The organism is Chitinophaga sancti, assembly GCF_034087045.1.
Taxonomy (GTDB): Bacteria; Bacteroidota; Bacteroidia; order Chitinophagales; family Chitinophagaceae; genus Chitinophaga; species Chitinophaga sancti_B.
In genome coordinates, this window is record NZ_CP139247.1 from 5,516,562 (window position 1) to 5,537,020 (window position 20,459).

The 20,459-nt window shown below is 44.7% G+C and carries 18 protein-coding genes and 1 tRNA gene; 12 read left to right on the forward strand and 7 right to left on the reverse strand.

Annotation, left to right across the window (positions count from 1 at the left end):
• Positions 1–556 precede the first annotated feature (556 nt).
• The 3 genes from SIO70_RS22365 to SIO70_RS22375 all read right to left on the reverse strand — a co-directional run bounded on the left by SIO70_RS22365 (position 557) and on the right by SIO70_RS22375 (position 5,859).
• On the reverse strand, positions 557–3,784 hold the full coding sequence (locus SIO70_RS22365; RefSeq protein ID WP_320574469.1) for a DUF2723 domain-containing protein: 3,228 nt from the start codon (positions 3,782–3,784) through the stop codon (positions 557–559).
• Between the two features lie 210 nt (positions 3,785–3,994).
• The gene (locus SIO70_RS22370) at positions 3,995–4,828 is read right to left on the reverse strand and encodes an SAM-dependent chlorinase/fluorinase (protein ID WP_320574470.1); all 834 of its coding nucleotides are present in this window, start codon (positions 4,826–4,828) and stop codon (positions 3,995–3,997) included.
• Positions 4,829–5,046: 218 nt separating this feature from the next.
• Positions 5,047–5,859, reverse strand: coding sequence for an SDR family oxidoreductase (locus SIO70_RS22375; protein WP_320574471.1), 813 nt, complete (start codon positions 5,857–5,859; stop codon positions 5,047–5,049).
• A gap of 165 nt (positions 5,860–6,024) precedes the next feature.
• Between SIO70_RS22375 and SIO70_RS22380 the strand changes: the two genes are divergently transcribed.
• Positions 6,025–6,097: transfer RNA gene (locus SIO70_RS22380), tRNA-Lys, on the forward strand.
• A 458-nt stretch (positions 6,098–6,555) separates the two neighbouring features.
• Here SIO70_RS22380 and SIO70_RS22385 read toward each other — a convergent pair.
• A complete protein-coding gene (locus tag SIO70_RS22385; protein WP_320574472.1) occupies positions 6,556–7,038 on the reverse strand; it encodes an alpha/beta hydrolase in 483 nt (160 codons plus the stop codon).
• 165 nt (positions 7,039–7,203) lie between these two features.
• Here SIO70_RS22385 and SIO70_RS22390 point away from each other — a divergent pair, with 165 nt between their 5' ends.
• From SIO70_RS22390 to SIO70_RS22430, 9 genes are all read left to right on the forward strand, one after another.
• Positions 7,204–8,004: a hypothetical protein gene (locus SIO70_RS22390; RefSeq protein ID WP_320574473.1), complete on the forward strand. Its 801-nt coding sequence runs from the start codon at positions 7,204–7,206 to the stop codon at positions 8,002–8,004.
• A gap of 366 nt (positions 8,005–8,370) precedes the next feature.
• On the forward strand, positions 8,371–9,549 hold the full coding sequence (locus SIO70_RS22395; RefSeq protein ID WP_320574474.1) for a hypothetical protein: 1,179 nt from the start codon (positions 8,371–8,373) through the stop codon (positions 9,547–9,549).
• Entirely contained in the window at positions 9,546–11,375 is a 1,830-nt protein-coding gene (locus tag SIO70_RS22400; RefSeq protein ID WP_320574475.1) for a 7TM-DISM domain-containing protein, read from the forward strand. The genes SIO70_RS22395 and SIO70_RS22400 overlap by 4 nt, the downstream gene beginning before the upstream one ends.
• Positions 11,376–11,406: 31 nt before the next feature.
• Positions 11,407–12,057, forward strand: coding sequence for a response regulator transcription factor (locus SIO70_RS22405; protein ID WP_320574476.1), 651 nt, complete (start codon positions 11,407–11,409; stop codon positions 12,055–12,057).
• A 114-nt stretch (positions 12,058–12,171) separates the two neighbouring features.
• A complete protein-coding gene (locus tag SIO70_RS22410; RefSeq protein ID WP_320574477.1) occupies positions 12,172–13,089 on the forward strand; it encodes a hypothetical protein in 918 nt (305 codons plus the stop codon).
• Positions 13,086–14,495, forward strand: a complete 1,410-nt coding sequence (locus tag SIO70_RS22415; RefSeq protein ID WP_320574478.1) for a C1 family peptidase — start codon at positions 13,086–13,088, stop codon at positions 14,493–14,495. The genes SIO70_RS22410 and SIO70_RS22415 overlap by 4 nt, the downstream gene beginning before the upstream one ends.
• A gap of 75 nt (positions 14,496–14,570) precedes the next feature.
• Complete coding sequence (locus SIO70_RS22420) at positions 14,571–14,891, forward strand: metalloregulator ArsR/SmtB family transcription factor (protein WP_320574479.1); 321 nt, start codon at positions 14,571–14,573, stop codon at positions 14,889–14,891.
• Between the two features lie 72 nt (positions 14,892–14,963).
• Entirely contained in the window at positions 14,964–15,431 is a 468-nt protein-coding gene (locus SIO70_RS22425) for an SRPBCC family protein (protein ID WP_320574481.1), read from the forward strand.
• A 93-nt stretch (positions 15,432–15,524) separates the two neighbouring features.
• The gene (locus SIO70_RS22430; RefSeq protein ID WP_320574483.1) at positions 15,525–16,058 is read left to right on the forward strand and encodes a DUF4256 domain-containing protein; all 534 of its coding nucleotides are present in this window, start codon (positions 15,525–15,527) and stop codon (positions 16,056–16,058) included.
• A gap of 206 nt (positions 16,059–16,264) precedes the next feature.
• Here SIO70_RS22430 and SIO70_RS22435 read toward each other — a convergent pair whose 3' ends face one another.
• The 3 genes from SIO70_RS22435 to SIO70_RS22445 form a co-directional block, all read right to left on the reverse strand.
• Positions 16,265–16,732: a hypothetical protein gene (locus SIO70_RS22435; protein ID WP_320574485.1), complete on the reverse strand. Its 468-nt coding sequence runs from the start codon at positions 16,730–16,732 to the stop codon at positions 16,265–16,267.
• Between the two features lie 28 nt (positions 16,733–16,760).
• Positions 16,761–18,188: a glycoside hydrolase family 28 protein gene (locus SIO70_RS22440; protein ID WP_320574487.1), complete on the reverse strand. Its 1,428-nt coding sequence runs from the start codon at positions 18,186–18,188 to the stop codon at positions 16,761–16,763.
• A gap of 109 nt (positions 18,189–18,297) precedes the next feature.
• Positions 18,298–19,134 carry a methylated-DNA--[protein]-cysteine S-methyltransferase gene (locus SIO70_RS22445; protein WP_320574489.1) on the reverse strand — a complete coding sequence of 279 codons (837 nt, stop codon included), beginning with the start codon at positions 19,132–19,134 and terminating at the stop codon, positions 18,298–18,300.
• An 86-nt stretch (positions 19,135–19,220) separates the two neighbouring features.
• On the opposite strand from SIO70_RS22445, the gene SIO70_RS22450 reads away from it, so the two are divergent.
• A complete protein-coding gene (locus SIO70_RS22450; protein ID WP_320574490.1) occupies positions 19,221–19,784 on the forward strand; it encodes a PhnA domain-containing protein in 564 nt (187 codons plus the stop codon).
• Between the two features lie 231 nt (positions 19,785–20,015).
• A complete protein-coding gene (locus SIO70_RS22455) occupies positions 20,016–20,429 on the forward strand; it encodes a hypothetical protein (RefSeq protein WP_320574492.1) in 414 nt (137 codons plus the stop codon).
• Positions 20,430–20,459 lie beyond the last annotated feature (30 nt).

Here is a 20,459-nt window from a genome sequence, read left to right on the forward strand (position 1 = left end):
AATAAAAAAATCCCCGCCGCTGTCAGGTAATGACTGAACCTGCGGACTTCCCTCTTACCTGAAAATCACCTTTTCAATAACTTGCCAGGCATGTGTTGGATTTTGATACCAAATAAATAAAAAATCCCCGCCGCTGTCAGGTAATGACTGAACCTGCGGGACTTCCCTCTTACCTGAAAATCACCTTTTCAATAACTTGCCCAGGCATATTTTGGCGTTTGATACCCAATAAATAAAAAACCCCGACGCTGTCAGGTAATGACTGAACCTGCGGGACTTCCCTCTTACCTGAAAATCACCTCTTCAATAACTTGCCCAGGCATGTTTTGGAGTTTGATACCCAATAAATAAAAAATCCCCGGCGCTGTCAGGTAATGACTGAACCTGCGGAACTTCCCTCCTGCCTGAAAATCACCTCTTCAATCACTTGCCCAGGCATATTTTGGCGTTTGGTACCCAATAAAATAAAAAAATCCCCGGCTCTAAAAGAACCGGGGATTGTACTCACTAATAATATATAAACAAGCCGGTGTCAAATAGCCACCAGACGTATATTTTAATTCGTACTATCGTCTGTACTGATCACATTACCACCAGGTAAATCCTGCATTGCATGATGCGCAGTATCGCTAAAGTCTGATTTCATACGATCCAGTAATGAAATAAACTGCTGCGCCATCTGTCCATCACGCTGCAAATCGCTGGTCATCCTGTTCTCAGGCAGACTACGGTAGTAGTTGATCTGCTGTTGACAATCCTTCTTGATCAGACTGGCAATCTGTTCAGCCTTCGCCTTATCACCAGCCAGGTAGTACGCATATACAGTCTGCATAGAACTGTAGTTATGCATCTGACCCGGAGTAGTCATGGCATAAGGGAACGTGCTTTGCAACAGGTTGCTATCCGCCTTGTTCAGTGCCAGTAATGCCTGATCTTTCTTATTATCCAGCGCCAGGGCAGTACCCAGGCGGGTATAAGCATTTCTCAGGTACTGAAGCAGCTTACGGTTAGGTTCGTCGAAGTAAGTAGTTGGAATATTCGCACCACCGAAGGTGAACTTATTCATCATTACATCGTACATCACCGGCACGTTTACATTCTTCTCAGCACCCATTGGATCTTCGCTTTCTTCTTTTTTCAGCGGAACCAGGCGATAGGTCAGACCATCCATACGGAGGTAGTCGTTCAGACCCAGGTCGGTAGGACTGGTGAAATAGATAGGGCGTTTAAATGCATTGGTCGCAATGATATCCAGTGCAGCCAGGTCATTCTTCAGCAGGTAGTTCTTATTTACCTGGAATGGCAGCTGTGGCAGGATACGGCTGCTGTCGTACGCACTTACAGTATTCGAAGCCAGTACTTCAGCTTTATCAACAGGAATGAACAATCTCTTTACAGGGAGGTAGTTCATCTGCTCGTTGCTCTGGGTGGTTACCATCGCACGACTGTCAGTAGAACCCATGAAGTTCAGGACTTCTTTCAGGTTATAGAATTTATCCTGCGGGAAGTTACCACCATCATAGAACTGAACGTAGTTGTGGTTTTCGCCACGGTATTTATCCGCACTCCATGTCATTGGAATAGCTGGACTCTGGTTTACCGCCTGGCGGGCCTGATCGATATACCAGTCCACACCGAGTAAGCTCAGGTTGATTACACGTACATCTGTACGAACGCCTTCTACTTCCTGTGCAAACCACAGCGGGTAAGTATCGTTATCACCGACAGTGAAGAGGATCGCATTCGGCGCACATGAATTAAGGTAGTCAGAAGCCACATCTTTCGCAATCGTCTTGGTAGAACGATCATGATCATCCCACTCCTGCGCACCCATCAGTACAGGTACTGCCAGGATACAGATCACAGTAGCGATTGGCGCTGCAACTGCCAGTTTGGTTTTGCTCTTCAGGAACTGGTATACTGCCAGTACACCCAGTCCAATCCACACCGCATAAGCATAGAAAGATCCTACATAAGCGTAGTCACGCTCACGTGGCTGGTTACCAGCCTGGTTCAGGTACAATACAATCGCGAAACCAGTGAAGAAGAACAGCAGACCAACTACCAGGGTATCGCGGCGGTGGTATTTATAATGATACAACAGGCCGAATATACCTAAGAGGAATGGCAGGAGGAACAGGGTATTGTGCCCCTTGTTGTTCTTCAAACTATCTGGCATGGCAGACTGGTCACCATACAGGAAGTTATCGATGAAAGGAATACCGGAAATCCAGTTACCGTCTCTCACGTTACCATAACCCTGTGTATCATTCTGTTTGCCAGCAAAGTTCCACATGAAGTAACGGAAGTACATAAAGTTAACCTGGTATTCCAGGAAGAACTTTACGTTGTCGCCAAAAGTTGGCTTTTCACCCTGTTGTAAGCCCAGGAAACTACGATAGTAGTCAGCATGACCCTGATCGTTAGACGCGTCCCAAACACGAGGGAACAGCATTTTATCTTCAGCAGCATAAACAGGTTCCTGTTTTTTGCCGGCCACTACATATTTAGGTTTACCGTTTTCATCAAAACCGCGTGCGTACACATTGCTGGTTTCTTTGTATTCGGTAGGACGGGCAGTAAATACCTGGCCATAGATCAGCGGGAAATCACCATACTGCTCACGACCCAGGTAACCTACCAGGGAGATTGGGTTATCTACGTTATACATATCCACAGCCGGATTGGCAGTAGACCTTACCATGGTGGTAATATAAGTGGAGTAACCCAGTAACAGGAAGAGGGTACAGTAGATGGTCAGTTTGGTTGCATGGATCGCATTTTGTGCCAGCAGGTTACCACCAGCCTGTTTAACCACCCATGGAATACCCAGCACCGCACCTGCGATGATGATCTTCAGGAATATCATACCGCTACCATCAGCGTCGATGAATGCAGGGATGAGGATTACGGAAGAGATCAGGATCAATGGAGCGTAGATGCCGAATTTTGGATTTTTCAGACCATAGATCAGGGCTACAATAATAGCAATAAAGTAGAATCCAAAACCAGTGAAGAAAGGCAGGTGCAGGTAGTTTACGAAGAACACGTCCATATAACCGGAAGCCTTGATGGTATCCTGGATAATGAATTTCTGTATCAGACCAGTTATTGCACAACCAATAATAAACGCCCAGAAGGTACCCATAGGGGTCGCTTTGTAACGTTTAAAGTAATATACCATCACAATAGCAGGGATGGTGAGGAGGTTCAGCAGGTGGACACCGATAGAGAGGCCCATCATGAAAGCGATGAACACGATCCAGCGGTCGGCATAAGCCTCTTCGGATTCATGTTCCCATTTCAGGATAGCCCAGAATACGATGGCAGTGAAGAAAGACGACATAGCGTACACCTCACCTTCCACAGCAGAGAACCAGAATGAGTCAGAAAAAGTATAAGCGAGGGCACCTACGATACCTGCGCCCATGATAGCGATCATTTTTTCGCCGGAGATCGATTCGTCTGCCTTCACCATAAGGCGGCGTGCGAAGTGGGTAATGGTCCAAAAGAGGAACAGGATAGTAAAACCACTTGCAAGGGCAGACATCGTGTTAACACCAATAGCGGCATGCTTCTGGCCGAAGAAAATAATAAAGAGCCTACCCAACAGCACAAAAAGCGGAGCACCTGGAGGGTGAGGGATCTGCACCTTAGCGGCGGTGCTAATAAACTCACCGCAGTCCCATAAGCTGCCGGTCGCCTCCATAGTCATAATATAGACAGTGCAGGCAATGATACAAATAACCCAACCCACAATGTTGTTGGTCCTTTTAAAATTCATAGAGATGTTTTAGGTCCGACAAAAATAGAAAAAGTGGCAAATTATGATAATTAGAGATAACAGTTTTAACTTTTTCTTTAATAAGTGAAAAAAAATGAAGATTTACAGGGATTTATGGGGTTTGGGGTAGGATTTTTTAATTCTATTTTAATTCAGGGGGTCATCTTACCGGGTAAAATCAAAAATGCCGGCCATGGGGCCGGCATAAAATCAGTTAAATATAACCCTGACCGTCTGGTAAAACGACAGTTTCTGGTACCCGGTATTCTGCTGACTCGTCAACTGATCCCTGCGGAACCCCTGTAAACCAAACAAACCGGCAGCATTACCTTTATTAATAGCGATCTCCAGGTAACCGGCGGCATTGAACATGGCCAGTTTATGTCCTTCCGGTACATCGGAATAGGTTTCACTGAGGGAGGAAATGACTTCATCCCTGCGGAAAAAGATAGAGAACTTTCTACCCTGGCGCTGCTCCTCGAACTGTTTGCGGGTGATATTCACCACTACATTCTCGAAGTTGTCGATATGAATGATCTGACCATCGATATAATCCTGCCCGGTCATGGGCTGTAAGTTATTTTTAATAACGTATTCGTTTGCCTGTTCTCCCAGGTCAGTTAATTTCTTACCGCTTTTGAGATCATTGAATGCCTGGGCAAAACGTTTCAGTATCCCAAAGGTATCTTTCGCCTGATCTTTTGCGAGCGGTAATTTGACTACTACTCCAGGTAACCCTTCTGCAATCATGGTAATCAGCCCGTTATCTGCGCAGGCGATATACTGACCATTGTGCTGAGCGAGCAACACATGATCTGCTTTTCTATCGAACAGATTAATGAGTACTATATGAAATGTACCTGCTGCAAAATGCGCGAAAGCACCTTTACAGATATACGTAGCCTGCGGCAGGTTGAACGGAGAAATCTGGTGAGTAACGTCCACTAACTGAGCACCGGGACAGTCCTGCGACAGCTGCCCTTTCATGGCGCCGACGAGGTAATCCTGTAAACCGATATCTGATGTTAGTGTTATAATGGACATTCGTGATTATTAGATTCGCTTTATCTTCAAATTTGATGCCATTGAAGACTGGCGTTGATTTTAATGCAAAGTAAGATAATATTTAGATGCGGGAGACTGTCAATGTGAAAATACTTGTTCAGATGTGTATAACTCTGTGAACTTGTATAGATAAGGGTTTGGGGCGGTGTAAAGCAAATCCGGAACTGCATTATAGTCAGTTCCGGATTGAATGTCAATTATTTTAAAGGAGAATTTGGTTCTTTCTTAAAGTGGTTGTACACCATTCCATCGAGAAATCCGGGTAGTAGTTTACTCAGCAACACGGTCAGTTTTCCCTGTCCCGTTAATACCAATGTACGTTTACGTTTAGCAATCGATTTATTGATAGCTGAAGCAACTGCTTCGGCGGTCATAAGTTTTCCTTCGTCGAGGGGTGTTTCGCCCTGTACGTTACCTTTATCGTTCAGTGCCGTGTTGCGGATATTGGAGGCAGTAAAACCCGGGCACACCCACATTACGTTGACGCCTGTATGCAGGAGTTCTGTTCTCAGCGATTCCAGGAAGCCCTGCATGGCGAACTTGCTGGCAGAGTAACCGGTTCTGCCGGGAAGGCCACGGTAACCGGCGATGGAAGATACGCCGACGATGGTTCCCTTATTTTCGAGGATGGAAGGTAATGCATAATTTGTACAATACACGGTTCCCCAGAAATTGATATCCATCAGTTGTTTTAACACAGACAAATTGACACCATTGAAGAGGGCGCGCATAGAGATACCTGCATTGTTGATGAGGATATCTATTTTACCGAAATGGGCAATCGTTTGTCCGATAAAAGCTTTACAATCATCCTCTTTACTGACATCGGCGACATAGGTGAACAGGGCATTTGTTTTCAGCTCATCGCTGAGGGCCAGCAGGGCGTCCTGCTTACGGCCACATACGGCGACTTTGGCGCCGGAGCGGAGGAGGTCAATTGCGATGGCTTTTCCTATACCGGAAGTTCCGCCGGTGATAACGGCTACTTTGTTTTCGAAAGGTTGTTGCATTAGAAATTTTTAACAATCGCAAAAATAAGTGGGATATTGGATAATATGAGATTTTGTTTGTGAAGAGCAGGTAAAATTGTGAGTATGTTTTAAAAAAAGTTGTCAAAAAGTTGGGAGATATTAAATAATTCCTATCTTTGCACTCCCAATAACGAATTGGGGTATGATTCCGTAGCTCAGTTGGTAGAGCAATACACTTTTAATGTATGGGTCTTGGGTTCGAGTCCCAACGGGATCACAGGAAACCAGAAAGCTTCAAGTTCAAGAACTTGAAGCTTTCTGGTTTTTGGAGCTTTCATTCACACTATTTATTATCAATCTGTAGCGAGGTTCGAGTCTCATTGGAGTGTTAACTAAGAATAACATTAGAACAATACTCCATTATTGTTCATGATCATTAGCAACAGTTATTTTCGTAATGAGGCATATGAGTTAATAAGTCGTAAGTATTCGCTTCCCGGCATTCCGGAATAGATATCTATAGGCTTTATCTTTGCCGCTGTATTCATTGATGCCATCAGGTTTACAGTATTACTTTCCAATCCTGGTATTTCCAAAACCGGTTCAGTCATATCATTTGCATTCACTCATTTGGTAAACGGAAACTACCAGCTTAACCTGGTTCCATTCTTTATTTTAAATGAGTTGAAGGCGTTTGGGTAAGCTCCACTTATTTATTCTATTATCAGATGTCGTCTATTTTGCGTGCTGCAAAAAATCGACCATCAATTCGGTGAGTTGTTCAGGTTGTTCCTGTTGCAACCAGTGACCCGCACCTTCAATGATGTGAAAGCTTTGCATTTTTGTACAGGCCTTGCGCTGCATCTGTTCTAATGCGCCTGGCGGACGAAATGTTGCCCAGTCAGCGACTCCTGAAATAAAGCAAGAGGGTACATCTATGGTGTGACCCGAAAAAAGTTCGAGGTCAGACCTATTTAATCCGCTCGTGGTACAACGGTACCAGTTTAATCCGCCCTGAAAACCGGTACGTTTAAACTCCTGTGTATAGAAATCAATTTCGTTATCAGGAAGCCATTTACAAGCGTCTATTTCATCCTGCGACGGCATGTAGGGAGCAACTGACTCTGGCATTGTTTTATCCAGATCCATCACATAATAAGTAGGCTGCCTGGCGAATTCTTCTGCCGTGCCCGAGGTGAGGGCAAATCCTCTCTTCAAATCTATACTTCATAAATACACATATAATATCCATCTAGCCCATATGCTGATGGGTCAGCTTATAAGTCTTCAGGTCTATTAACACGAAACATTAGAGGTATACACCCAGTACACAAAACACTAAGATATTTACCGTATATTCAATCTAACAACTCTTAAAATGCCATGCACGTTACCTCTCTTCGCACATCGCAGTCTGCTAACAGAGCTTCCGCCAATAACACCTCTTCTGCAGGTATTTCCCGGCCTGCTGCAACGGTAAATAAGCCTGTAATACAGCTCACAAAAAGCCTTACATCTGCAGTAAACCCTGAAGCCGTGGTCAGCGCCTCCGCTAAGTCCAGGTGGATGATGGTACAGGGCCTGCAACAGCTGGGCTATCCTGATTGGCACCTCACCATCTTCCCTATTAACCAGGAAGAATGGAGAAATAGCTTTCAATTGCCTGCCAATGGTAACCGTCCCGTAAAGAAATGGATGCTATACGACGAATTTCACTTTACCAATCGCGAAGGCGACCACTTCTTCTATACCGATGATTGTGTTCCCCTGAAAAGCAGCATGGAATCAAGAGGCAAAAGCCCTGCATGGGAGCTACAGGATAAATGGACCTGGGCAAACTGGATTTGTCACCAATATTTCAATGTAAACTATGATGCGTTACAGCAATACGTACAAGAACGTCCCAGGGCTGAACAGGAAGAAGCAAAAGCACTGAAAGCAGAAGAGAAATTCCAGCAAAACCTGTGGGAGCTCTATAAAGATTCTGTGAGACGTCTTCCTGAATGGCATGAAAAAGAGAAGCTGGACGTGTATAGCTGGACAAAGCTAATCCAAGACGGCTACCAGGGCACTGATGAACAATTTAAACTACAGATAGCTGAGGAAGTCAAAGGAATTCCTTATCCGAAACAGGAGAGAGTATGGGTCGATAATGAAAAAGGATATGGATATGAGACGCCCTAGCTTGAAATATCTTCCAACTCTTCAGGCTTGATATAAAGCCCACACTGTAAATAATTGCTATTATCCTTTATTGCATTAAACATAGCTTTCAACCCAATCACATAAAAAAAAACCACCTGTAATATGTCGGGCTCTTTTCTTATTCAATATAAACTATCAGATCATATTCCGGATCTTATCGGGCATAAGCTCCCTGAACAGCAACCTAATTTTTATTATCTTAGTCCCGGGACGATCAACCTGTAGCATTTCGAAACACAAAATTCACCCCGGGGAAAATACCCCTCCCCCAATGTATTTTTTCACCTTTTCGCGCAACAGTGTAAAGTGTAGCTTGCAAGTATTACCTCAATAACTCCTGAATCTATGAGTCATAGTCGCAAAGTCGGTTACCTATTATTGACCCTGGTCATCATTTTCTACACACCTTATGTAGCCCTCCTACTCCGCGAAGGAGGAGAACTCCCCCAGGATTTCTTCAATTTTCCGGCAAAGGTGCCCACGGTAAAACCAGATAAGAATTACCTGGTGATTGTCATTACCTCCTTATTGTTCATCGCTTACCTGTTACTTGTCTTCTTCCCACGTATTTATGGGATACGACCTGCTACCACACCACCCCCACGGCCCCCCAAAACACGCTTACCATGGTGGTTCTGGCTGGGACTGGTTTTGTGGGGTGCGATTATAGTCATATTCGCCGCAAAACTCAGCGGCCCTAAATGGCTGTTGAACTGGGCATTATTGCCCCTATGGTGGGGCTTTATCTTTATGCTGGATGGCATCGTCTATGCCCGCAATGGGGGTAAATCGTTGATGAAAAATGGAATGGCAGAACTTTTTGCCATGGGGATGCTCTCCATTTCAGGATGGCTCATCTTCGAGTATTTTAATTTTTTCATCAATATCAACTGGTTCTATCCGCATGCGGAGATAGTGCCGCGGGATGAATTCCTGCTCTACGCCATTGTAGGCTCCTCTGCATTTATTCCCATGGCATTTGAGTGGTACCACCTCCTACTAACCTTCCCTCGCATCAACGCTGGTTACCGGCAGGGCAGTAAGGTGAAATGGTCGCTGACAGCGCGTATCATCATCCTGATTGTGGCAGCCGGGTTGCTTTTCAGTATGGTATTCGCACCGGATAGCCTGTTCTACGCCTTCTGGCTGGGGCCACTTACCATCCTGATTATTGTGCTTGGCATGCTGGGAAAATGGACGCCTTTCCGCGCTATCCGCGAACAGGGGGACTGGAATCCGCTGATTGTTTTTTCTACCGTATGGGTTATACAGGGGCTTTGTGTGGAATGCTGGAACAGGCTGAGTTATTTCCAGTCCATAGCCGTACGGTTCCACGGCGGATCTTATAACCCGGGTTACTGGGATTACTGTATACCTTTTGTGAATTTCTACCATATTTTCAACATGCCTTTGTTAGGTTACCTGGGCTATGTGCCGTTCGGTATTTACTGTTTTATATGGGTGATTACAATGTCTTTTGTAATGAATATCAAATTACCGTTCACAATGGGGGATCACGAATGAAATACCTGCTTATACTGATAAGCTGGATCCATTGGTGCTTACCCGCTGGCGGACAAACCGTGCAATGGTCGCGGGGCGACGAGGCATTGTCCGTTGCCCCCGCAATGCAATTTATGGAGGATAGTACGGGTAAGTTGCGGATAGAAGATGTGATTACTTCAGTCTGGCACCCTACCGGGCAGGCCGTGTTACATTTCGGTTTTACGGATAAAGTAATATGGCTTCGCCTGGATGTACGGAACAACACAACTGATAGCCTGTTATTATCCTTTGAACAGGCGTTCATATCCGAACTTACATTATATTATACCGACGCAGGGGGCCATTGGCAGTCGATCAGGAGTGGATACGAAGTTCCGTTTACTTCAAAGCCTGTGCTGGACCATAACCAGGTCATTCCTTATCCCCGTTCGAATGGGCCGGTATATATCCGCATGCGCCCATTGATCCATGCTACGCCGGTGCAGCTCATTACCCTTAAATATTGGGAGTTGCAAGCTGCCCGGAAAAAAATGGATTATGGAATCTATGCAGGCATCCTGCTATTGGCAGTGATCGTGAACCTCTTCCTGTACGCTGCACTGAAGAAAAACTATTTCCTGTATTATTCTATTCTCATCTTCTTTTACCTGATGACCTCTGCCACGGTCATGGAGGGTTACGCCATCTACTTCTTTCCCCGGATTCAGATGATGTTCTGGTACAGCATCGTACCGGTACTGGACATGATTGCGCTTTTGCTCTTTTGCATCTCTTTCTTTGAGCTGCGTAACAGGCATCCGGACCTTTACCGGGTAGCATTGTACAGTGCCGGATGCTTCGTGATTTACCTGGTGGGACTCTCCTTCCTGCCACCGCTGCCGGTCTTGCTGGTGAACCAGGTTTTTGCATTGTATGTATTTGTGATCGCGAGTATGGTCGGGTTGAAGGAGGGACGATCCGGGAACCGGCTGGGGTACTATTTTTCAGGGTTCTATGCCTTGTGGTTTATACTCATTCTGGTGGAAGCCGTGTACATACAGACAGGTGTGCCCCAACATATATTCCCGGTAAGTTATGTTTCCACGGCCATTTTCCTGGAAGGTTTTCTGCTGGCGATTCTTGTTGCGAAAAGATTCCAGCGGGAAAAACGGGAAGATAACCTTCGGCAGTTTGAGATGAAAAACCAAATCGAAAAAATGGAACAAAATTTTAGGCAGGAGATCCTGACTACACGATTGGAAATACAGGAAGAAACATTCACTGCCATCAGTCAGGAGATACATGATAATGTAGGGCAATTCCTGAGCCTTGCCCGGATACAGGTCAACATTATGGACCAGCAGGAAGCTAAGAATGGCCCTATGATCATAGAACTGAGAGATAATCTTGGCAGGGCGATGACTGATTTGCGAAATATTGCCAAAAGCCTGAATAGCTATTATATACAGAATAACAACCTGGGTGAAACGATCGCCAACCAGGTACAACATATCAATCGTACGGGATTTACACGTCTTGAGCTTTCTATCAAAGGCACAGAACGGGAAATCGATAACCAGCGAAAACTGGTACTTTATCGCATAGTGCAGGAAGGTATCCAGAATGCGATCAAACATGCGAAGGCCTCAGCCGTCCATATCCGGTTGGATTATACGGGTACTTTATTCCTGGTGGAGATTGAAGATAATGGCGAAGGGTTCGATAAAGAGGCGACATTACAACAAAACCGGGGACTGGGATTGCATAACATGTTTAGTCGCGCAACGCTGATCGGGGGTGAAGCACATATTGTGAGTCATCCCGGAAAAGGTACGATTATCCAGATCAAAACACCATTTCAATAACTGAATGTCAATTAAAACGCCTTATCAATAAATGAAAAAGATCGCTATTGTAGACGACCAGGTGATGATCCGAAAAGCTTTGTCCGTATTGATAAATATGTTTCCCGGTTACGAAGTAATGCTGGATGCATCCGATGGAAAGGACCTCCAGCGACAACTACAGGAAGAGAATCCACCGCATATCGTGCTACTCGATATTGTGATGCCCAATATGGATGGTTATGAAACCGCCGGATGGCTTCGGGATAATTACCCGGATATCAAAGTATTGGCCCTAAGTACAATGGACTCGGACACCGCCATCATAAAAATGATTAAACACGGCGCGAAAGGCTATGTGCTCAAAGATGCAGATCCTGCAGAACTGAAACTTGCATTTGACGAAGTAATACGACAGGGGTATTTCTATAATGAACTGATCACACGCAAGGTGATGAACAGCATCCATGCATTGGCAGATGATAAAAGCGACCTGAAAGCATTCGCGAAATTGACAGACAGAGAACTACAATTTCTTCGATTAGCATGTAGTGAGAAAACCTATCAACAGATTGCCGCCGAAATGTTCGTAAGCGAGCGTACGGTAGACGGCTACCGGGAAGCCCTGTGCAAAAAGCTCAACCTGAATACCCGGGTGGGCCTGGTCATGTTTGCTATTAGAAATAATATCGTGCAGTTATAACCTTATTACGGGAAAAACACCCTCCCCATTTCCGTCTTTAATCCCGTTGTTACAGACATGCGTCCGGGTTAGTTTTGGTAAAGCAATATTTTATTCTTTACTAAACTTATGATCATGTTTGTAAAATCTCTATTGACAGCACTGGTCTCCTTCGCACTTTGCAACAGCATTTCGGCAACACCGGCCTTTCATCCCTTAAGGGCTCCTATTCCCACTACCCCAACAGATACTGTTCCTGCCCCGGTTTACACCCCTTCTGGACCAGCAGCTGTAGAAGTAGCAGGGGAAGACGACGATACAAAAAGCGTACTCACCCCTTTACTGAGCTACAACTTTTCCAGTGGTAAAAACAACCTCTCCAATCTTACACCCGTTATCAACTACGGATGGATCAAGACAATCGGAAAAGCATTCTGGGGCCGGGCTAAATGGGAACTAGCCATTAATCCTTATTCGGCCGGACAAATAGATGTGAAGGATTCGGCCAACTATCTCCCCGCCCTCATGCTGCCTGGCATTGCGGGTATCAACATCAACAACTTTTTTACGTTCAATGAAAATGGTAACGGGCATTTTATTCTCTTCCCCGTAAATTTCGCATTAAAACTGAACACTAATTTCCAGGACTCAGGCCGGATTATCGCACAGTATAATGTTCGCTGTGGCATGGGGTTCCGGTATGATGATCATTTCCAGGTAGGGATACAACATACCTGGGCATGGCATAACCTGACGTCGGAATCGGAAGAGAGTTTTAGAAAGGTATTCAATACAGAGAAGAGCCGGATCTCATATGTGACGGTGGTATTCGAAACTTATTTCAATACCTCGCATGAGGCCAATACAGATGCGGATGGTAATGACAAAAGCAATGTGTTATTCGTGGAGTGGAGATGCCTGACAAACAGGAATGATTTCAGAGGATTTCCTAATGACCGTATTCTCACACTTGGGTTCAGGAAAACGCTGAACCTTTCTAACCTCAGCCTCGCTCCAGGAGCAGCGGCCAGAAGCAGAAACGCGGCCAGATGAAAAAGTTGATCATTGCACTCCTGCTATTCCACATGGTAGCCTGCACGCCACCTGATGTACCTGGGGGACTACTACTACCCGAACCGGATTCACTCAAGGAGTTTCCGCTGGCTGCATCTTCCGGACGCCGGGTAGAACTCCGGCCGGCAGTGGATATGGAACCAGTGCTGCCTCCGGCAGGTGATCAGGGGAAACAGGGATCCTGTGTGTCGTGGGCATTGGGGTATAACCTGTTCAGCTATTATGAAAGAGCATATGCAGGATTAAAGGATTATGGCATCTCCCAGGGCATACCTGATCCACGAAAAGTGTATAGTCCCGCGTTCATTTACAATTACCTGAAGCAGCAGGTCATACCTACGGACTGTCAGCGGGGTATTTTCTTCAAAGATGCATTTCACATCATCATGGACAAAGGTAATTGTCAATGGGCCGACTTCCCCTATCATTCGGTGCAGGATGGTTGTATGGGGGGTGTAACGACGGCCAGCATTGAGGGTGCCAGCAAACATAAAGGGTACCGCTTTCAGCGGATCACGAAATCGGAATATGATTTTAAAGTGCAGGTGCAAAGTGGGTACCCGGTGATTATTGGGGTCTATACTTCGGAGAGTTTGTATGATGATGGGAAAAATGCGGATACCAGCCGAAAGTTTATCTGGAACCCGGCGCAGCGGGATAAATGGGAATACCACGCCATGCTGGTGGTAGGGTACGATCAACAGTATTTCAAACTAATGAACTCCTGGGGAGCAGACTGGGGGAATAAAGGATTTGTGTGGATACCTTATAAGAAACTACTGGACCGGACGGTGGAGGCTTATACAGCAGAGAAGCTCATACCAGAAAGAGGCCTTGCCGCTATAAAGTTCGCCATGGATTCTACTATTAAGCACCGTAAGCATATGAGTTTAAAATTACCGGATAACTCAGTCATTGCCTTTGATAATTTCTCGATGAATCTGAGTAAGGTGAATGCATCTGTTTCATTTAGCATTTTTGATTCGACCTCTCAGCATCCTTATAGAGGGTATTTGCAGGAGGGCGAGCAGAAGCAGTTTTATATATCGGATTCCCTGGTGACGATCTATTCTGATTTTACCAATAATAAGGTAAGGCCGGTTCATATGAACATGAAGATAGATAGTGGTGTTGTAGATGAGAATATCAAAGGGATTGATTCGATGCTGCGGGAGAATTACAGCTATCTGAAAAATAAAAAGAACCTGACGGAAGGGGATAAAAGAATGCTGAAAGAGTTTGTGAATTGGGAGGGGAAATATAGGATGGTGTCCAGTACCAGTGATAACAATGACAGTGTAAACTGGAAATTATTGGCTGTTCTGCTTTCCCTGATACCATTAGGCGTGTGGGCTTTCCGACAATGGAGAAAAACCCGGTCGTAGTGAATGGTTTTCATTAAAAATATATTTGCGTAGTTAAATGACTACACATATATTTGTACACAAATACCTTCACCCATGATAATCAGAAGAGACGTGTTTCAGGCCATTGCGGACCCGACCAGAAGAGCTATTTTAATGCTGGTGGCGTCACAGGCGATGACTGCCGGATCTATTGCCGCTAACTTTAATACTGCGAGACCGACCGTGTCAAAACACCTGGCTATTCTCACGGAATGTAATTTGCTTGAGCAACAGCAAAATGGCAGGGAGATCTATTATCACCTGAACCCAAATAAGATGAAAGAAATTGCAGATTTTATTGAACCGTTCCGGAAACTATGGGATGACAGGTTCAATAAGTTGGAGGATATTATGAAAACCTACAAAAAGAAATAGGGCAACCATTCTTTAAGTATTTACAATAGCGTATAAGCGGGAAGACATTACGAAACCTACAAAAAGAAATAAATGGAACTGAAGACTAAAATCCACGCTGAAGATGGTCAACAGCAACTCACCATTACGAGGGAGTTTGAACTGCCAGTAGAACTGTTATTCAAAGCATATGAAGATGCTGATATTGTAGCACAATGGATGAACACAAAAGTTGTAAAACTGGAAAATAAAAAATCCGGTAGCTGGCAGTTTGATACCAGCGATGGGGAAGGTAATATCGTCTTCACGGCAAGTGGGGTGTATCATGAGTTTGTGCCGAATAAAAAAATCACCCGCACTTTTGAGATGGGGAATGCACCTTTTGATGTGCAACTGGAATTCCTGGAATTTGAGGCTTTGGATGAAGATAACAGCAAACTCACTATGCAGATTGTATATAGATCGGGAGCATTGAGAGACCAGCTATTGAAATTGCCTTTCAGACAAGGTTTAAATATGGCACATAATCGCTTACAGGAAGTCGTTGATAAATTAAAATAACAATACCAGGCATGCTGAAATCACCTTTCAAAAAAGGTCTAAACATTGCACTCAATCAATCATAGAAAGTAGTTAAAAATTTAAAATAACCGTATGAGTACTGAACTGCTGAAAATATTAAAAGCCCGTTTTGAGAAACATACAAATCGCCACAAAGGAATTGAATGGGCAAAGGTGGAAGCAAAACTAATTGCCAGTCCGAAAAAATTAAAAGTTCTTGATATTATGGAAGAAACTGGCGGAGAGCCGGATGTGATAGGATTTGATAAAATAACAGGGGAATATACTTTCGTAGACTGTTCGCCAGAAAGCCCAAAAGGCCGCAGAAGTGTGTGTTATGATCAGCAGGCGCTGGATGAAAGAAAGGAAGCAAAGCCAGCGGATAGTGCTACTGAGATGGCGGCGGCAATAGGGATAGCGTTGCTAACTGAGGAGGAATATAGGGGGCTGCAGGAGCTGGGGGAGTTTGATCTGAAAACTTCCAGTTGGCTGGCTACGCCACCTGCTATCAGGAAATTAGGTGGGGCGATCTTTGGGGATCGCAGATATGATCGGGTATTTGTTTATCACAATGGGGCGCAATCCTATTATGCAGCAAGGGGGTTTAGGGGATCATTGAAAGTGTAAACTATAAAAGAAACGCCTCACAAAGGTCTGTCATCTGCTTCGCAAGCGTTACAGTATCCAACGCATAGCTCACCTGCGTGAAGGATACCAGTTTGGTATTCGGGCCTAAAATCTTCCTGCTTAATCTATCAACACGATACAATAAAAAGGAGAAACCCGCTTCAGCATTGAGCTAAAGCGGGTTTCTCCTTTTTATTAGTTAAATATTAAAACTTAAACATCTTGCCTAAATCATTCAGGTCTACATCTCCGTCGGCATCTTTATCCAGGCCAATTTTAGCCCCTAAACTGCTTAAGCCACTAAGGCCGCCACCGCCGCCGAGAGATGCTAAGATCTCCTGTATACCTCCCTGTCCACGCAGTGCATTCAGGATACCAGGAATCAGTGTAGCTGCAATGGAGGTAGCTACCTGACTATTGATACCGAACTTCTGCATGATATTAGTGGCAAAGTTATTCTCCATGTCTTTTGTTTCAGGCGTGTCGCCATTGGAGGATAACATTTCAGTGATCTTGTCGGTCTGACCGCTGCTTACCAGACCCGTTACTTTAGAGAGGATGACATTCTTCAGTTCTTCCACAACGCCCTGGTTGTGTTCATTTGGTATTGCGGGGTTGTCAGCTACACTTTGCTGACTATACTGCTGGATCAGAGATGATAATTGCTCGAACATATGTATCAATTTTGAACAAAGATAATTTTTAAAAGGATAGCGTTTTCGCTTCGTTATGTGAAGTATTTATTTCCTCCTTTTCAGGAACTTTTACATGCCTCATTAATAGCGCCTTCACATCCTTAAACATTAATGCAGACCTGGAATCTCCGCGCTGCACGTCTACTTTAAAATTCCACATTTGAATACTATCTGCATGCATTACATATATTCCCCATGCAGGTAAGTCGCCAAACATGGTGAATTCCGGGTAGCCTGCCGCATTTTCCGGTACTTCATTGATCGGACCTTTTACATGCTCGCCGGGGTAGATTACTTCAACATCTATCAACTGCACATTTTTCAAAGGATGCCCTGGCAAACCTGCTATCACCATCGGTAGTACATATTGAACCGGCATCTTCGGCAAAGGCCCTTCCTGCGGATACCCGATGTCAGGCTTGCCTGCCGGGATTTCCGCCTTTACTTTTTCAATTACAATATTATTGACCGTACTATACCTGTCATCCTTATTGCGCTTCCCCAATCGTATAAAAAGGGCATTGCCGGTATTCAGGGCCCGTACATCAATCACATGCACGTTCTCTATAAATCCCCCATCTACCGCCTCCAAAGCAATAGCTGAACGATAAGTATCAAACACCGTAATGTTCTTTACCACAATATTCTTAAACCCACCCAGTGATCCAGTTCCTAATTTAAACCCATTCGCACTGGACCGCAGCGTACAATTTTCGACAGTCACATCCTCACAACTCCGCGCCCCATTTTCTGACTTCAGACATATTGCATCGTCTGCCGCATTGAAATAACTGTTCTTAATCACTACATCCTTTGAATCAACAATATCTACCCCATCATTGTTCCAGTAAGCCGTACTTTCTACATTAATCCCATCTATCACCACATGGGTACACTCTTTATAGTTCTGCACCCAACAGGCTGAATTCTTTAAGGTCACTCCCTTTATCCGTACCCCCGTACAGTTTTCAAAGTACAACAGGTTAGGTCTGTTTTTCTCTGTAGGTCTTTTTTTCAACCACTCCTCATCCACGATCTTTCCCTCACGCAGACATTGAATGGTATTTTCTACCAGTTCCCTACCCTGTCCATCAATCATCCCCTCTCCTGTAATCCCCACATTTTGCTGCCCTATACACACAATCAATGCCGGACCGCTGTAGTGCATCCTCTCCGTACTCCCGAACAAAATGGCATCTTTATTCAAATGTAATGTGACATTATTTTTTAATTGCAAAGGGCTGGTCAGGTACATCCCCGCAGGAATGATTACCGTGCCGCCCTTAAGGGTAGCAGAATCAATCGCTCGTTGTATAGCATTGGCGTTATCAAAATTCATCGACGACTTTGCTCCAAAGCGGGTAATAGGAAATTCCTTTTGTGCCAGGGCCTTCAAACTCAGGAAAGCCAGCAATAATGTGACAGTTCTTTTCATTCCACAATAAATATAATATCTTTTACCTTGCGATCCACAATAGACACCAACCTCCATTCAACCCATAGGCCAACGCATCACCAGGCAGCTCATGAAATACAACCGGCACCTATAACCCTGCCTTTGCGGCTTCCCAGCCAATGATCGCCGTTTTTCGTGTAGTCCCCCACATATATTCTCCGAATGTACCACTGGATTGTATCACCCTGTGACAGGGAATTAAATATGCTACGGGATTATTGCCAATGGCTGTTCCCACTGCCCGCGTTGCAGTCGGATTACCGATATTGGCCGCGATCGCACCATAGGTAGACAATTTCCCTAAAGGTATTTTCAATAAACTCTCCCATACCTTTAGTTGAAAATCCGTTCCCCGCAGGTGTAGTTTAATCTCAGGCAGTTTAGTCCAGTCATGCTGAAAGATGAACAATGCATTTTGTTGTAACAAATCCAGTTTGCGTACAAAAACAGCATTCGGGAATTTCACTTTAAGATCTTCCAACGCCCGCACTTCGTCCGCATCAAATGCCATATAACAAACACCCTTTGGTGTAGACGCCACAATCAGGCTCCCAAACGGACTCTCAGCAAAACTATAATTGATCACCAGATCTTTGCCGCCATGTTTATATTCTGCCGGGGTCATACCTTCAATCCCAATAAATAAATCATGTAAACGACTGGTACTCGACAGCCCGGTTTCATATGCGGCATCAAAAATAGTCGTTTCCTTCAGCATCCCCTTGGCATATTCCAGGCTGATGTATTGCAGAAATTTTTTGGGACTTGTACCCGCCCATTCTGTAAACATCCGCTGGAAATGGGCCGGACTCAGGTGCACACTTTCTGCTACCGCATCCAGGTTCGGTTGCTCCCGAAAATGGGTCCTGATATAGTCAATTGCCTCCGCGATCCGGGAATAATTGATATGCTCCTGTATTTTCATAATACAAATGTCCTGATTTCTGTCATTACAGAAAATCCGGAATATGCGTTTATCTTTGCAACTTTTATATAGAAAATAAACCATTTATGAGTACAACTATTACGCCTGCATTAAGAGAGCGCAGTAACGGCACATGTGAGCTGTGCACTGGTGAAGATGCCTCGATAGCCTTTGCTGTGAGTCCCAAAAACAATGATGCGATTGAAAATGAAGTTGCGATTTGCAACACCTGCGCTGCCGCCATGGAAGATGCAGCTGCAGCTATGCACTGGCATGTACTGGCTGGTAGTATCTGGAATCCGGAGCCTAGCGTACAGGCCCTGAGTTATCGCCTGCTTTACAAACACAAAGACCAGGAATGGGCAGCCGAAATCATAAATGGTGTAGAAATAGATGAATCAGTGAGCCACTGGGCACTGAGCGCATTCGAAGTAAAAGCCGTTCATCGTGACAGCAATGGTACTGAACTGGAACACGGCGATACCGTGGTACTGACACAGGGACTGAATGTAAAAGGCGCCAACTTTATGGCACCCAAAGGAACGATTGTACGTAAAATCAGATTAGTCAGTGACAATCCCGAACAAATAGAAGGAAAGATCAATGAACAAACCATTGTGATCCTAACGAAATATGTTCGTAAATCATAATAAAAAAACCTGCGAAATTCCGCAGGTTTTTTTATTAGTATAAAACAATTATCCCGCCCCACTGTTTCTATTACATCAAAACCAATTGTCCTCCCTGGCCTGCCATTTAAAAAATGAATTCCGCCATGTAAGAATTGAACATTGCCCCCAGCAGGCATTTGTAACATATTTGCATGTAGTTGCAGTTAATAAATGAAGTAGCATCGGGGTACACAAACAAGTGGTGCTGACGTGGCAGAGGCTTTTGCTGTAGAAGGTAAAATTTCGTCTTACAGTGCCGGCGATGTACTCGTCATCTCTACTGAGGATGACCGCACTGTAGCCCTTTCTTCCGAACCATACTCTACGCTCGTCGCTGGTGTGTATGCCACCAAACCTGGTGTGCTACTCACCGAAGACGAGGAATTAAAAGATGAACTGACCGACCAAGTGCCAATGGGTGTGATCGGCGTAATACCAACCAAGGTATGTGGTGAAAATGGTGCTATCAAACGTGGCGATCTGCTGGTAACTTCCAGCAAAGCGGGTCATGCTATGAAAGCTGATATTGACAAGGTAAAGCCTGGTCAGGTGATCGGTAAAGCACTGGCTAATTTTGATGGCAATGGTACAGGCGTCATTAAAGTACTGGTAAGTATCAAATAATGGAGACCTATATTATGTTGTAGTTTTGAA